This is a genomic window from Novosphingobium sp. P6W (assembly GCF_000876675.2).
In the GTDB taxonomy this organism is placed as follows: Bacteria; Pseudomonadota; Alphaproteobacteria; order Sphingomonadales; family Sphingomonadaceae; genus Novosphingobium.
Window position 1 is genome coordinate 104913 of record NZ_CP030352.1, and the last position, 15030, is coordinate 119942.

At 64.7% G+C, this 15030-nt stretch carries 15 protein-coding genes; 8 read left to right on the forward strand and 7 right to left on the reverse strand.

The features are described 5' to 3' along the window. The first annotated feature begins 69 nt into the window (after positions 1–69). The 5 genes from TQ38_RS00520 (at position 70) to TQ38_RS00540 (ending at position 4651) form a co-directional block, all read left to right on the forward strand. A complete protein-coding gene (locus tag TQ38_RS00520; protein WP_043974317.1) occupies positions 70–2628 on the forward strand; it encodes a helicase-related protein in 2559 nt (852 codons plus the stop codon). Positions 2629–2647: 19 nt separating this feature from the next. After that, positions 2648–2941, forward strand: coding sequence for an RNA-binding S4 domain-containing protein (locus TQ38_RS00525; protein WP_043974314.1), 294 nt, complete (start codon positions 2648–2650; stop codon positions 2939–2941). A gap of 18 nt (positions 2942–2959) precedes the next feature. After that, positions 2960–3298 carry a ferredoxin FdxA gene (fdxA, locus tag TQ38_RS00530; RefSeq protein ID WP_043974310.1) on the forward strand — a complete coding sequence of 113 codons (339 nt, stop codon included), beginning with the start codon at positions 2960–2962 and terminating at the stop codon, positions 3296–3298. Between the two features lie 349 nt (positions 3299–3647). Then, positions 3648–4181: a CarD family transcriptional regulator gene (locus TQ38_RS00535; protein WP_043974307.1), complete on the forward strand. Its 534-nt coding sequence runs from the start codon at positions 3648–3650 to the stop codon at positions 4179–4181. A 146-nt stretch (positions 4182–4327) separates the two neighbouring features. Next, complete coding sequence (locus TQ38_RS00540; RefSeq protein WP_043974305.1) at positions 4328–4651, forward strand: hypothetical protein; 324 nt, start codon at positions 4328–4330, stop codon at positions 4649–4651. A 7-nt stretch (positions 4652–4658) separates the two neighbouring features. On the opposite strand, the gene TQ38_RS00545 is transcribed toward TQ38_RS00540, so the two are convergent. Further along, complete coding sequence (locus TQ38_RS00545) at positions 4659–5606, reverse strand: L-threonylcarbamoyladenylate synthase (RefSeq protein WP_043974301.1); 948 nt, start codon at positions 5604–5606, stop codon at positions 4659–4661. Positions 5607–5655: 49 nt separating this feature from the next. Between TQ38_RS00545 and TQ38_RS00550 the strand changes: the two genes are divergently transcribed. Next, on the forward strand, positions 5656–6492 hold the full coding sequence (locus tag TQ38_RS00550; RefSeq protein WP_043974299.1) for a DUF815 domain-containing protein: 837 nt from the start codon (positions 5656–5658) through the stop codon (positions 6490–6492). 46 nt (positions 6493–6538) lie between these two features. On the opposite strand, the gene TQ38_RS00555 is transcribed toward TQ38_RS00550, so the two are convergent. Next, the gene (locus tag TQ38_RS00555; protein WP_043974296.1) at positions 6539–8017 is read right to left on the reverse strand and encodes a sorbosone dehydrogenase family protein; all 1479 of its coding nucleotides are present in this window, start codon (positions 8015–8017) and stop codon (positions 6539–6541) included. Positions 8018–8077: 60 nt separating this feature from the next. Between TQ38_RS00555 and TQ38_RS00560 the strand changes: the two genes are divergently transcribed. Both TQ38_RS00560 and TQ38_RS00565 read left to right on the forward strand, forming a co-directional pair. Continuing rightward, positions 8078–8560, forward strand: coding sequence for a GAF domain-containing protein (locus TQ38_RS00560; protein ID WP_043974295.1), 483 nt, complete (start codon positions 8078–8080; stop codon positions 8558–8560). 143 nt (positions 8561–8703) lie between these two features. Then, on the forward strand, positions 8704–9345 hold the full coding sequence (locus TQ38_RS00565) for a glycine zipper 2TM domain-containing protein (RefSeq protein WP_043974291.1): 642 nt from the start codon (positions 8704–8706) through the stop codon (positions 9343–9345). Positions 9346–9421: 76 nt separating this feature from the next. On the opposite strand, the gene TQ38_RS00570 is transcribed toward TQ38_RS00565, so the two are convergent. The 5 genes from TQ38_RS00570 to mnmE form a co-directional block, all read right to left on the reverse strand. Beyond that, positions 9422–10408: a ParB/RepB/Spo0J family partition protein gene (locus TQ38_RS00570; RefSeq protein WP_043974288.1), complete on the reverse strand. Its 987-nt coding sequence runs from the start codon at positions 10406–10408 to the stop codon at positions 9422–9424. After that, positions 10405–11181, reverse strand: a complete 777-nt coding sequence (locus TQ38_RS00575; protein WP_043974285.1) for a ParA family protein — start codon at positions 11179–11181, stop codon at positions 10405–10407. The genes TQ38_RS00570 and TQ38_RS00575 overlap by 4 nt, the downstream gene beginning before the upstream one ends. Beyond that, entirely contained in the window at positions 11178–11819 is a 642-nt protein-coding gene (gene rsmG / locus TQ38_RS00580; RefSeq protein ID WP_043974283.1) for a 16S rRNA (guanine(527)-N(7))-methyltransferase RsmG, read from the reverse strand. Before rsmG ends, TQ38_RS00575 begins: the two co-directional genes overlap by 4 nt. Continuing rightward, complete coding sequence (mnmG, locus tag TQ38_RS00585) at positions 11816–13663, reverse strand: tRNA uridine-5-carboxymethylaminomethyl(34) synthesis enzyme MnmG (RefSeq protein WP_043974281.1); 1848 nt, start codon at positions 13661–13663, stop codon at positions 11816–11818. Before mnmG ends, rsmG begins: the two co-directional genes overlap by 4 nt. 68 nt (positions 13664–13731) lie before the next feature. Further along, positions 13732–15009: a tRNA uridine-5-carboxymethylaminomethyl(34) synthesis GTPase MnmE gene (mnmE, locus tag TQ38_RS00590; protein ID WP_043974278.1), complete on the reverse strand. Its 1278-nt coding sequence runs from the start codon at positions 15007–15009 to the stop codon at positions 13732–13734. Positions 15010–15030 lie beyond the last annotated feature (21 nt).

Below are 15030 nucleotides of genomic sequence, written 5' to 3' on the forward strand. Positions count from 1 at the left end.
GGATTTGTAGGGGTGATTTCGGCAACCTGACTCTTGCGAGCGGCGAGCCGCAGTGCCACATTCGTTCCAATGGCTAACGATCGGAATGCCTCTGCCCGAAACGATGCCCCTACCGGGGTAAAGGCGGTGCTCGGGCCGACGAACACCGGCAAGACCCACCTCGCTATTGAACGCATGTGTGCCCATTCCAGCGGCATGATCGGCTTTCCGCTACGCCTGCTGGCGCGCGAGGTCTATGACCGCGTAGTCAAGATCAAGGGCGAGAACAGCGTCGCGCTGATCACCGGCGAAGAGCGCATCGAGCCGAAAAGCGCGCGCTATCTGATCTGCACGGCCGAAGCGATGCCGGTCATGGAACGCTCGATGGCCTTCGTCGCCATCGACGAGGCCCAGCTCGCCGCCGACCGGGAACGTGGGCACGTCTTCACCGATCGCCTGCTCCACGCACGCGGCCGCGAGGAGACGATGATCCTCGGCTCCTCCACCATCGAGCCGCTGGTGCGTGCATTGGTGCCGGGGGTCGAAATCGTCACCCGTCCGCGCTTTTCCACGCTTACCCATGCCGGCGCAAAGAAACTGAGCCGGGTGCCGCCGCGCAGCGCCATCGTCGCCTTCTCGTCCGAACAGGTCTACGCCATTGCCGAGATGCTGCGCCGTTTCCGCGGCGGCGCGGCGGTGGTGATGGGCGCGCTTTCGCCCCAGACCCGCAATGCGCAGGTCGCGCTCTACCAGTCGGGCGAGGTCGACTACCTTGTCGCCACCGATGCGATCGGCATGGGCCTCAACCTGGATGTCGAGCATGTCGCTTTCGCCGGGCTTTCAAAGTACGACGGGCGGCGCCACCGCCGCCTGACCACCGCCGAGATGGCCCAGATCGCCGGGCGCGCCGGGCGGCACCAGAAGGACGGCACTTTCGGCACGCTGACCGGATCGGGCGGCCACGATTCCGAATTCGAGCCCGACGAAGTCTACGCCATCGAGGAACATCGCTTCGCGCCGCTGACGAAGCTGTTCTGGCGCGAACCGGAACCGCGTTTCGACAGCCTGGGCACGCTTATCGCCGATCTCGAAATTCGGCCCGACCGCCCCGAACTGGCCCCCGCGCCAGAGGCGATCGACCTTGCGGTACTAAAGCGCTTGGCTGACGAAGGGGACGTGGCCGATACCGTGCGCGGCTTTGGCCAGGTCCGCCGTTTCTGGGAAGTGTGCCGCCTGCCCGACTTTCGCCAGCAAGGGATCGAGACTCATTCGCGTTTCGTCGCCCGGCTTTGGCAGGACCTGCGCAGCGGCGAACTCGGCGCCGATTTCGTCGCCGGCCAGATCGCTCAGCTCGACCGCACCGGCGGCGACATCGACACCCTGCAGGGCCGCATCGCCGCGATCCGCTCGTGGGCCTATATCGCCCAGCGTCCGGACTGGGTCCTCGCCCGCGATGAAATGGCCGCCCGCGCCCGCGCCGTGGAGGCCCGCCTGTCCGACGCCCTGCACGGCAAGCTGACCGAACGTTTCATCAACCGCCGGACCGCCGTGCTCATGAAAAAGCTGGGGCCGGACGCTGCGCTGCTTTCGGTACGCCTCGAAGACGAGGAAGTGCTGGTCGAGGGTGAGCACATCGGCTCCCTGCGCGGATTCGCCTTCCAGGTCGATCCGGGCGCGCGTCTGTCCGACCGCAAGCTGCTGCTCGCAGCGGCGGAAAAGCATCTTTCGCGCCTGCTCCAGAAGCGCGCCGATGCGCTGGTGGAAACAATCGCGGGTGAAGACGGCGCCGCTGCCATCACGCTGGAGGACGGCGCGCTTGTCTGGGACAACCAGAAGCTGGCCAGCCTGGCACCGGGCCGGTCGCTGCTGACGCCGCTGGTCGTGCCCGACCGCACGCTCGATGCAGTGCCCGCGCCTTCACGAAAAGCCCTCGTGGCCGCGTTGGAACGATGGCTGGACACCGCACTCAAACCGCTCGCCCCCCTCATCAAGCTGGATGAGGCGAGCCGGGCGGCGGATGCCGGGCCGGATCTTCGCGCGCTGCTCATCACGCTGGTGGAGCGCGGCGGCATGGCCCCGCGCGACGACACCGGGGTCGATCGGCTCGACAAGGGCCGCCGCACGATGCTCGCGCGGCTTGGCGTGAAGGTCGGCGCGCTCGACCTTTTCGTACCTGCCATGCTGCGCACGCAGGCGATCGCACTGTGGCGGGAAATGGCGCGGATCGCCGGAAAGCCTAACGGTCCATCGCCCGAACCGCATATGGCGCCCACTCTCCCGGCCGAAAACCACCGCGTCACGCCCGGCTATCGCAGCCTCGGCAAACAGCTTCTGCGCCTAGACATGGCTGAAAAGCTACTGCGCGAGGCGCATGACCTGCGCGCCAGGACGGACCGCGCCGCTGCCGGCTTCCTGCTCGATCCTGCTCGCGCGGTGTCCATGGGGCTTACCACCGCAAGCTACGCCCGACTGCTGCGCCTTGCCGGATTCCAGCCACTCATGCCCCGTTCCCTCGCGGCAGAGGTGCATGGGGCCCCCGCCCCGGTCCGCTGGCGTTGGCGCCCAGCGCGCCGCCAGATCGAGCCGGAACGCCCTGCACCGCCGCGCCCCGGCGGTGTCTTCGCCGCCTTGGCGGACATGGTGCGGTGATGCCTGCAAGAGCGGCCCCATGAGAGTGGACAAGCTCCTGTGGTTCCTGCGACTTGTGAAGACCCGTCCGTTAGCCTTGGCGATGGCGGAAGAAGGCCATATCCGTCTCAACGGGCGCCGGATCGACCGCGCTCACCAGAAGATCGGTACGGGCGACATATTGACGCTGCCAATAGCTACAGGTGTCCTCGTGATAGAAGTCCTTTCCCTGCCAGTGCGCCGCGGGCCTTCAAGCGAAGCGCTGGCCTGCTATAGAGTGCTTGACGGGAGGCCCGCTGATCTCATAGCAGCGCGGCAATCGAATGACGCCTGAAGGAAGGATTGCGCACTCATGACGTATGTCGTCACCGACGCCTGCATCAGGTGCAAGTACATGGACTGCGTGGAAGTCTGCCCCGTGGATTGCTTTTACGAGGGCGAGAACATGCTCGTCATCAATCCCAGCGAGTGCATCGACTGCGGCGTGTGCGAGCCTGAGTGCCCGGCAGAAGCGATCCTGCCGGACACCGACAGCGGCCTTGAGCAGTGGATGGAACTGAACGCCAAGTATTCGGCGGAATGGCCCAATCTTACCACGAAAAAGGACGCGCCTGACGACGCGGACGAGATGAAGGACGTCGAAGGAAAGTTCGAAAAGTTCTTCTCGCCCGAACCCGGCGAAGGCGACTGATTTTTATTGTAGCGTGGCCGGGCACTCACCCGGCCACGTTGAAATAGCGCGGTTTTCCGAAGAAAACGCGCCATTCTGGCCGTGAGCGGCCTGGTGCCAAGGTGGAAAACGAAATCGTTTTCGCGCCTCTGGCAATTTTACCAAATCGGTGCTATATAATCGTCCAACTGCCCGAGCCCTCTGCTCGTTCGGCAGGCATTCTTTATTGCGAGGCAGGGTTCGAAAGCAGACGGTTGGGAGAGTAATCTGACCGGGCGGTAGAGGCGTTCACGCGCCTCCGGAGTCGCATCCTTCCGGTTTTTCTCCCAATTCAGAACAATCGGGAACCCTGCAGGTGAAAGGACGATACATGGCAACCAGGGCCGATGCCTTCGATGTTGGAGATTACGTCGTTTACCCTAAGCACGGCGTGGGTCGTGTCATCGAGCTGCAGAAGCAGGAAATTGCCGGGATGCAGCTCGAGCTTTACGTTTTAAGGTTCGAAAAAGAGCGTATGACGCTCCGTGTTCCTGTCAACAAAGTCGAATCGATCGGCATGCGCAAGCTGTCGTCCGACAAGACCCTGCGCGAAGCGCTTGCTACGCTTACGGGTAAGCCCAAGGTAAAGCGCACCATGTGGTCGCGCCGTGCCCAGGAATACGAAGCCAAGATCAACTCCGGCGATCTCGTGTCGATCGCCGAGGTGACGCGCGACTTGTTCCGCGCCGACGATCAGCCCGAGCAGAGCTATTCGGAGCGCCAGATTTTCGAGGCTGCTTCCTCGCGCCTCGCCCGCGAACTCGCGGCGATGGAAAAGACGGACGAGCCGGCTGCACTCAAGAAGATCCTCTCGATCCTCAATGAGCACGCACCGAAGTATTACGACACGCCCGAAACCGCCTGAGCGACGTTTCACGTGAAACATTTTGAGGCCGCTTCCGCAAGGAGGCGGCCTTTCACGTTTCAGGACGGACGACTTTTGCGGTGAGCCGTGAGATACTCGTTTGATCATTCATTGCGCCGTCACCATCCTCGTGTGAACCTGCGCACATGATGAACCGCTCTGCCCTGCTCTTGGCAATCGCTGCCGTTCCGATGCTTTCCGGCTGCGTCCGCACCGTTGCCAGCGTCGTAACCGCGCCCGTTCGCGTCGCCGGCAAAGCGGTTGACTGGACCACCACCAGCCAATCCGAGTCCGACGAAAAGCGCGGTCGCCAGCTGCGAAAGCAGGAAGAGGAACGCGGCAAGCTGGACCGCCAATACCAGAAGCACCTGCGCGAATGCCGGGCAGGCACGGAATCCTCCTGCGCCAAAGCCCGCGACGATTATTCGGATATCCAGGCGATCAGCCCGGGTGCTTACCAGCCGCGCTGATTTAGCTCTATGCGGCCGAGCGGCGGAGGCGATCGTTGATGGCCGTTCCGATGTCGCTGTCGGGGATCGGGGCAATGGCGATGCGCGAGTGAGGCGCAGCGGCCCCCTCATGCAGCAGGGAATAAAGCCGCGCCGCCGCCTCCGCCAGATCGCCGCTGGCTGACAGCGTGGCGTGCCCTGCCACCGCGCCGAACCCGATATGGAATTCATCCGCCTCGGCAGATATGGCGCCGAGCCGCACCGGCTTTCCCGGCGCATAGTGGCTGGCGAGTTGCCCCGGTGCCTCGATTTCATGGGAGGTCACCGGCTCGCTCGGCGTGCCAAGGATGGCCTCGATCCGTGCTTCGGTGATCGGCCCCGGCCGCAGGACCTGCCACCGGCCATCCTCGCGCAGCGCCACGATGGTCGATTCCAGCCCGGCCTGGCAGGCCCCGCCATCGACGACTGCATCCACGTTCGCGCCCAGTGAAGCCACGACATGGACGGCATCGGTCGGACTGACCCCGCCGCTGCGGTTGGCGGAAGGACCGGCAAGCGCCAGCCCCGCCGCATCGATCACCGCCCGCATGACCGGATGGGCCGGGCAGCGCAGCGCCAATGTCGGCAGGCCAGCCGTTACCGCCGGCGCAACGGCGGCCCCCTCACGCAAGGGCAGCACCAAGGTCAACGCCCCCGGCCAGAACGCCTCTGCCAACTGCAAGGCACGCGCATCGAACCGCACCAGTTCCTGCGCGGCGGCAAGATCGGGCACATGAACGATCAGCGGATTGAAACTGGGGCGCCCCTTGGCACGGTAGATTGCCGCGACAGACGCATCCCGGTCCGCCCGCGCCATCAACCCGTAGACCGTTTCCGAAGGCACCGCGACCAGCCTGCCATTGCGCAGAATGTCAGCCGCAGCCGAAATACCTTCCGGTGACGTATCGAGCATGGCAGGTCGACTGGCGTGGTCCATGCCCCGCCGCTATAGCCGCGCGCGACGAATGCCAAGGAAAAGCGCGCAGATGACCACCGCAACACCCGAAGCCGCCCTGCTGACCCGGATCGCCGAGGCCCTCGAACGCCTCGCCCCGCACACCGCAGACCAGACCGACTGGCTTGCCCACCCCGCCTACGTATGGACCGGAAGCAGCGCACGCGGCGTCGAGCGCCTTGATGCTCCCGCCCTCACCCTGCTGCGCGGGATCGAAAGTCAAAAGGAACGCGTCGTCACCAATGTCGAGCGCCTTGCCGCAGGGTACGCCGCCCACGACATGCTACTCTGGGGATCACGCGGCATGGGCAAGTCCGCCCTGCTGCGCGCCGCCATCCGCGCCGCCGATGCCGCTCATCCGAGGCGCATCGCCCTCGTCCAGGTGGCGCAGGAAGCGCTCTCAGGCGTCTCCGCCCTGTTTGCCGCCTTGGGCAAGGTGGACCGCAGCTTCCTCGTCTTCATCGACGATCTCGGTTTCGAGGAAGGCGACGGCTCAGGCCCGCGCGTGCTGCGCTCATGGCTGGAAGGCGGCGTCGAGGCACGCCCGGCGAATGTGCGCCTTGCCGTAACCTCGAACCGCCGCGCGATCGTGGGCCGCTCGATGGCCGAGCAAGACGACCCCATCAATCCCCGCGATATCGTCGACGAACGCCTTGCCCTAGCGGACCGCTTCGGCCTGTCGGTGGGCTTCCACAACTGCGATCAAGAAGCATATCTTGCGATCATCGGTGGCTATGCTGGCGAGTTCGAGCTGGAATGGGAACCGGGCGATGCACTCGAATGGTCACGCCGCCGCGGCGCGCGCTCAGGACGAGTGGCGTGGCAATATGTGAATGAATTGGCCGGACGGGCCGGGAAGACGCTTTAAAGGGGCGCAGGGGAGCTTGGCCCCCCCTGCTGCTCCTTTTAACACTTCAGGGCAGCAGTTTGTCGTCTTCCTTACGGAAGCCCCCGATCATCTCCGGGGCTGCCGTGGGGTCCTTGATCTCCTCAAGCGGCTTCATGTGCTCTGTCACCACTGGCTTGATCGCTGCCGACGGCTGCGCACCCGGAGCGATCACGCGCCAGATGATTCCGGCGGTATCGTCACTCACCAGCAGGGCGCCGCCCTTGTCCCACGCCACCCAGGTCGGGCGGCCGTGGGTGTCGCCGTTGTCCTTGAGGAAGCCTGTCAACACGGGCTGCGGCTTTACGTTCTTTGGGTTCCCGTTCGCATCGAAGGGTACGAAGACCACGTCGTAACCCGCTGCAGGGCGGCGATTCCAGGAACCGTGGCGTGCGATGAAGACGCCGTTCTCGTAGCCCTTGCCCATGCGGTTGCCGCCGTTCGCGAAGGTGAGACCCAGCGAGGATACGTGGGCGCCCATCGCATATTCGGGCTTACGGGTATATTCGAGCATATAGGTCTGCATCGGCCATTCGACGCGCTCGTCGAAGGTCGTCTTCCAGTAGACCCAGGGCCAGCCGTATTGGGCCCCTACGGGCACGTTGGTGAGGTAATCCGGCACGAGGTCAGGGCCGAGCATGTCGCGCTCCTGCACGGTCGCCCATAGCTCTCCTGTAGAGGGATTCCAGCCAAGGCCGTTAGGGTTGCGCATACCGGCAGCGAACTGGCGGCGACGCGCGGTCTCGATATCGATTTCCCAGATCATGGCGCGCCCGGTTTCGGCTTCCATGCCGTTATCGGCGATATTGGTGGCAGATCCGACGGCGACGTACAGGTGCTTGCCGTCCTCGCTCATGAGCAGGTTGCGCATCCAGTGGTTACCGGAAGGCGGCAGGTCCATCATCGTGCGCAGCGGCTTGCCTTCGAGCTTGGTCTGGCCCGGCGTGAAGGCGAATTCGAGGACCTTGTCGTGGTTGGCGATGTAGAGCTTGCCGTCGCGGTAGGCCATGCCGGAAGGCGAATGCATGTCGGCGGTGCGGAAGGTTTCGCGGGTTTCGGCCTTGCCGTCGCCGTCTGCGTCACGCAGCAGGACGATACGGTCGGGCGAAGGCGCACCGGCGCCGACGCGGCTCATCATCATGCCCATGATCGTGCCTACGAACCCGCTCGGCTTGTTGCCTGCAGGGGCGTTGGTTTCGGCCACCAGCACATCGCCATTTGGCAGCGTGAGCATGGTGCGCGGATGATCGAGCTTTTCAGCGAAGCGCGCGACCGTGAGCCCATTCGCGGCCCTGGGCGCTTCTCCGGCGGCCCAGCCCACCGGTTTTGCCAGCGCGATGCTGGGAATCCACTGCTTGGCAGGCTCGACCAGTTGCGGGTCCTTGCCTGCCGTCGCATCGCTGGGCAGGTCTGAACTGTTGGCGTGCAGGCCCCAGTAGACCAGCCCGGCGGCAGCCAGGACGATCACGGTGGAGGCGATGGCGGTCTTCTTGAGGATCGGGTGCATGCCACCGGGATAAGGCCACACAGCCTATGCGACAACAAAGAGTTGCGCTAACAGACCTCGATGTACGACTTTGCCGCTCAGACCGATCTCCCCAAGCCGGAACTCTACAGTAGCCTTGCCCGCGCCGCCGATGCGCTGTTGCAGGGTGAGCCCGATGCGGTCGCCAACATGGCGAACCTGGCGGCGACGATCTGGCAATTCTTGCCCGACCTCAACTGGGCCGGCTTCTACCGCGTGATCGGCGACGAGCTGGTGCTGGGGCCGTTCATCGGCAAACCGGCCTGCATCCGCATTCCCATGGGAGCGGGCGTCTGCGGAACCGCCGCCGCACTGGGATCGATCCAGGTAGTGCCGGACGTTCACGCCTTTCCCGGCCACATCGCCTGCGATGCCGCTAGCCGTTCGGAACTGGTCGTGCCGGTTTTGCGCGATGGCCACGTGATTGCGGTGATCGATCTCGATAGCCCCACGCCCGGCCGTTTCGACGACGAAGATGCTGCCGGCATCCAGCTTATCGCGCAGGTCGCCGCACTGGCGATCTGAGGGCGGCGCTTCGCGGCCTGCACCGATTCGGGACATCCATCGACGCCTGTGCAAGATCCTTGGTCTTGCGCGCTTTACGATGCTAAATTTCGCGTTAACTGATGGGACTAACAAGTCCCCGGCACCGCGAAAGGGTTCTCCCGATGCGTCTTCTTCTGCGTGTTTCCGCCGCTGCGGCAATTTCCCTCGCCGCTACCCCGGCTTTGGCCCAGCAGTCCCCCGCCTATCCGGGCGGGCTGTACCCCGGCGAAATCTATGAGGAAGGTCGGGATTCTCAGGGAGGGGATGAGGCACAGCGTTACGGCGGATACGAACCTGCCGCGCGCGATGCCTGGCTGGCCGATTGCCGCCGGCGCCTGTCTGCACGGGATTCCGGCTTGGGCGGCGCACTGATCGGCGGCGTGGTCGGCGGCTTTGCCGGAAACCGCATAGCAGGACGCGGCAATCGCACGGTCGGCACCCTCGCGGGCGCGGCCGTAGGTGCGGCTGCCGGCACGGTGATCGACAAGACCGAAGACACCGGCCGTAACCGCGACGAGTGCGAGGCTTACCTCGACGATTACTATGCCCGCTATACCCAAAGCGGGGGCAATCCCGGCTACGGCAGCTATGCGCAGCAAGGCTATTATCCTGCGCAGCCGCAGCCGAGTTGCACCGAGACAGTGGAATACGTCTACGAAGATGCTCCAGTGCGCCCCGCTTACCGCGTCATTCCGAAACGCCCCAGGGCAGCGCCGGACAAGCGCGTGAGGATCGTTCCAGACAAGCGCGTCAGGGCACAGTAAGGCCAACGAAATAGAGGGCCGGCTTCATCCAGAAGCGGCCCCCAATTTCGTCACCCTTATGGTCAGTGCGGCAGCGTCAGATCGCGCCGCCTGTCAGCCGCTGGCAGACCAGATCGAGCTGATCCAGCGTCGAATAGCGGATCGTCACCGTGCCCGATGCCGGGTCGACATCGGCGCTGATCTTCACTGGAAGGCCGAGGAATTCCTCGAGGTGGTTCTGCACGGCCATAATATCCGCATCCGCAGTGGCATTGCGGGCAGCACGGGCACGGCGCGGAGCGGTATCGCCGCGCTGCTTTTTACGTACCAACTTCTCGATCTCGCGAACCGACATCTGCTTGGTGACGGCAGCCTCGGCGATATCCTCTGCATCGTCGCAGCCGATCAGCGCACGGGCATGGCCCATGGAAAGCTGGTTCTTTTCGACAAGCGTAATCACCCCTTCCGGCAACGCGAGCAGACGCTGGAAGTTGGCGACGTGGCTGCGGCTCTTGTCGACCATGCGGGCGATCTCGGCCTGGGTCATGCCTTCCAGTTCGGACAGGCGGTTGTAGGCGCGCGCCTCCTCGATCGGGTTGAGGTCCTCACGCTGGAGGTTTTCGATCAGGGCCAGCGCCATGACTTCCCGGTCGGTCAGTTCGCGTACAAGTGCCGGGATCTCGTGCAACTGGGCCTTCTGCGCGGCGCGCCAACGACGCTCACCGGCAACAAGCTGGTAGCGGCCATTATCACGCGGGCGCACGATGATGGGCTGGATCACTCCGCGCTGGGCGATCGAGGCGGCCAGTTCCTCCAGCGCGGCTTCATCGAAGATGCGGCGCGGCTGCTGGGGATCAGGCGTGATGTCGGCGATCGACAAAACGGCCAGCCCGCCAACCCTTAGCGGCGCCCTGCCCTCGCCGCCGCCATTACCGGCCACCGGTTCCTCGCGCCGGGTTTCGCCCAGCAATGCGCCCAGGCCCCGGCCAAGGCCCTTGGGTTTCTGCTTGGTGGGGCCGCCAGCGGCACTCGCGGCAGCCGCATTGCCCGGCAGGCTGAAGCGGATGATGGGGTCGTCGTTCATGCCGCAATCCTCTTTTCGGGCAGGCGGGTAATCAGTTCGCGGGCGAGCGCCATATAGGCGCGGCTGCCGGCGCAGGCGTGATCGTAGATGAGAGCCGGAACACCATGACTGGGCGCTTCCGACAGGCGCACATTGCGCGGGATCGTCGTCTCGAAAACCAGCTTGCCAAGCACCGAGCGCACGTCTTCGGAAACCTGTTCGGTCAGCCGGTTGCGGCGATCGAACATGGTCAGGGCGATGCCGATGATGCCAAGGTCCGGGTTGAAGCGCTGCTGCACCCGCTCAACCGTCTGGAGCAACTGGCTCAGCCCTTCGAGCGCAAAGAACTCGCACTGCAGCGGCACCAACAGAGTATCGGCGGCGGTGAGCGCGTTGAGCGTCAGCAGTCCCAGCGAGGGCGGGCAGTCGATCAGACAGACGTCGTAACCCAGCTCCGGCCCCAGCGTGCGCTGAAGGCGGTGGGCGCGGTCTTCCGCATTGACCAGCTCGATCTCGGCACCGGACAAATCGACGGTCGCCGGCAGCAGGTCCAGACCGGGAATCTTGGTGGGCATCACGCATTGCGATACCGGCACCCGGTCGACCAGCACGTCATAGCAGGAGGCGCCACGTTCTGAGGCGGACACGCCGATGCCGGTGGATGCATTGCCCTGCGGATCGATGTCGATCAGCAGCGTCTTCCAACCCGTGGCGGCGAATGCTGTAGCGACATTGATCGCGGTCGTCGTCTTTCCGACGCCGCCCTTCTGGTTGGCAATGGCAATGCGGATCACGCGGTCTTACCCTTCCCGCCGGCAAGTTTGCCGACAATGATGCCTGCCTGCGGATCCGTTAAGGACTGTTCCACGTGGAACACATGCCGCCAGTTGCGAAGGTCGTCCAATTCTTGGCTGGCCGACCGCCCTTTGGGCAACAGCCAGATCGTGTCACTTGTGGAAAATCGCGAAGATAATGCGAGCAATTTCTCCAAAGGTGCAAAAGCACGCGCCGAGATGACACTGCATGGCTGCGATTCGGCCAGTTCGAGACGGCTGCCGACAATCCGCGCGCGCTCAAGGCCCATCGCGATTCTTGCGCGCTCAAGCCACTCGATTCGCCGATTGCGCGACTCGACCATGATCACTTCGCATTCCGGCCGCATCGCCGCGATGACTAAGCCAGGGAATCCCGCTCCGGTGCCGAGGTCCATCCAGGGCAGAGATGTTTCACGTGGAACATGTGGAAGCAACTGCGCGCTGTCCACGATGTGGCGCATCCACACCTGATCGAGGCTGGCAGAGGAAACCAGGTTCTGCCGCTGATTCTCTTCAGTCAGCATTTCCACGAGCAGCGTCAGGCGCTCCATGGCCTTGTCATCGCATTCGGGAAGCCCGCGCAACCAATCGCGTGCTTCGTCTTCGTTGGTGATCATGCAGCTTCCCTGCGGGCATGAACCAGCAACGCAGCAAGCGCGGCCGGAGTGATGCCCGGAATGCGGCCAGCGGCCGCGAGTGTTGTTGGCCTTGCCCGGGTCAGCCGCTCGATCATCTCGCGTGAGAGGCCGGGGGTCCGGTCATACGGAAATTCATCGCCGAGCAGCAGCGCTTCGCTTGCCCGCAAGTCGCGCAGCTCCCGCTCCTGCCTTTCGAGGTAAGGCGCGTAAGCCGCGTCCTCCGCCATCTCCTCCGCAAGGGCGGCATCCTCCAGCAGCGTCGGTGCGATCCAGGGTGAGAGCCCCTTCATGTCGACCCCGCCGAAGCGGAACCATTCGCGCAGTGGCAGTCGGCCCGCATCGCTGCGCACCGGCAGGCCTGCTGCTGCCATCTCCGTTGCCGGGACAATCGCGTCGAAAGCCTGCGAAAGCGCCGCCTGCGATTCCTCGCGCCGGGCGAACCATTCGCGCCGGGCCGGACTGGCCGCACCGGCGGCGATGGCCAGAGGGGTAAGCCGAGTGGTCGCATTGTTAGCGCGAAGGCGCAGACGATATTCGGCCCGGGCGGTAAGCATCCGGTACGGTTCACTCACGCCGTGCAGCGTCAGGTCGTCGATCATCACCGCCATGTAGCTGTTGGCCCGGTCAAGCGGCGGCGCCTCGCGGCCCATCACCGCGGCGGCTGCGTGAAGGCCTGCCACCAGGCCCTGCGCGGCGGCTTCCTCGTATCCGGTGGTGCCATTGATCTGCCCCGCGCAGTAGAGCCCGGGAATATCGCGCAGTTCGAGACTGGTGCGCAGCGCACGCGGATCGATGTGATCGTATTCGACCGCGTAGCCCGGCACTGCCATCTCGACCGCTTCCAGCCCTTCCATAGTGCGCAGCACCGCCCGCTGAACATCCGCCGGCAGCGAAGTACTGATGCCGTTGGGGTAGACCAGATGGGTGCTCAGCCCTTCCGGCTCCAGGAACACCTGGTGACCGTCGCGGTCGGCGAAGCGGTGAATCTTGTCCTCGATCGAAGGGCAATAGCGCGGCCCCTGCGCACCGATCGCGCCGGAGAACAACGGTGAGCGGTGCAGGTTCGCGCGGATGACGTCGTGGCTGCGCTCATTGGTACGGGTGATCGCGCAGAATACCTGCGGCACGATACGGCGCGATTCCATGGCCGACATCGTCCAGCTTTCACCGTCTGAGGGCTGCTCGCCAAGACGCGCCCAATCGATGGTGCGGCCATCGAGACGCGGCGGCGTGCCCGTCTTGAGCCGCGCCATCGGCAGCGCCGCTTCGCGCATCTGGGCGGCAAGACGCTGCGCCGAAGCCTCGCCGATGCGGCCACCGACGAGGCGTTCCTCACCCCGGAACAGGGTACCGCCAAGGAAGGTGCCGGTGCACAGGACCACGGCGTGCGCATCGAGCCTGCTGCCATCGGCAAGGTCAACGCCCACTGCCCTGCCCCCGTCGAGGACCAGCGCCGCCGCTTCTCCGGCAATCAGAGTCAGGTCACCCTGCTCAGGCAGCATTCGGTGAATCGCTGCCTTGAACAGCGTGCGATCAGCCTGGACACGCGGGCCTTGTACCGCGCTACCCTTCGAGCGATTGAGCATCCGGTAGTGGATCGCAGAGGCATCGGCCGCGCGGGCGATCAGGCCATCGAAAGCATCGACCTCACGCACGAGGTGGCCCTTGCCCAGCCCGCCAATTGCCGGATTGCAGCTCATCGCCCCGACGGCGCCCAGATCGAAACTTACGAGCGCGACACGCGCACCCATGCGGGCAGCCACGGCTGCCGCTTCACAGCCGGCATGGCCGCCGCCGATCACGATCACGTCAAAGGAGTGCATATCTACGCCTTTATCGCAGTGCGGGATTCGCGTCAAAGCGCGTATCGATGTTTCACGTGAAACACGGTTTATTTTCCGATGCAAAAGCGTCCGAATAGCGTATCGAGCATGTCCTCGGTCGTCGCACGGCCGATCAGGGCGTCAAACGATACTCGAACCCGGCGAAGGCACTCCGCCACCAGCAACGGGTCGCGCTCTGCCAGTCCGGCCCGCAAAGAAATCTCCGCCTCCGCCAGAAGGCCATGCTGCCTGGCATTAAGCGCGGCATCACCAGGGCGCGGCATCGCTTGGCGGGCTGTCTTGACGAGATCACGGCGCAATGCGTCAAGCCCCTCACCCGTCACTGCCGACACGGCATGGCGCGAGGCCACCTTGCCGGCTCCCTCGCTCCGGTCGACCTGAGCGGCGATTTCCCAACTATCATCCGGGCCATCACCCTCGGCGCCAAGCCAAAGGACAAGATCGGCCCGGTCCAGCGCAGCGCGTGCTCGGTCGATACCGATAGCCTCAATCACGTCGGTCGTCTCGTCGCGAAGCCCGGCGGTGTCGGCAAAGAGGAAAGGCATACCCTCGATAGCCACGGCCCGAGTCAGCACATCGCGCGTAGTGCCTGCAAGCGGAGCGGTGATCGCCGCCTCGTCCTCAACCAGCGCGTTGAACAGAGTGCTCTTGCCCGCGTTGGGCGGACCGGCCAGCACCACCCGGTAGCCTTCGCGCAAGGCCTCTGCGCGGGGGCGCGAAAGCCAGTCTGAAAGTTCATCGGCCAGCGCTTCGATACGCAGCGCGAAGTCGGGTGGAAGATCGGACACGTCATCCTCGTCCCCGAAATCCAGCACGGCCTCCACCGCCGCCGACGATGTCAGGACCCTGCCGCGCCAGTCTTTCACCTGCTCAGAGAAGGCACCGCCTGCCATCGCGATCGCACTGCGCCGCTGCAGCTCGGTTTCGGCAGAGAGGAGATCGGCAAGCCCTTCCGCTTCGGACAAGTCGATCTGACCATTGGCGAAGGCGCGGCGGGTAAACTCGCCCGGCTGTGCGCGGCGCATTCCCGGCAGATCGGACAGCGCCGTTTCCACCGCTGCGACGACTGCCCTGCCCCCGTGTAAATGCAGTTCCGCCAGATCCTCACCCGTCGCGGTACGGGGCCCGGGGAACCATAGCACTAGCGCCCGGTCGAGCACTGTTCCACGTGGAACACGCAAGGTCCGGTAACTGGCGCGGCGGGGCTCCGGCAGGCTTCCGGCGAGCGCCGACAAAGCCGCAGCCGCATGAGGTCCGCTCAGCCGGACAACGGCAATGGCAGCAGGCGGCGAACCGCTGGAGAGCGCGAAGATCGTATCGGTCATGAGAGGATCAATAGGGCCGCT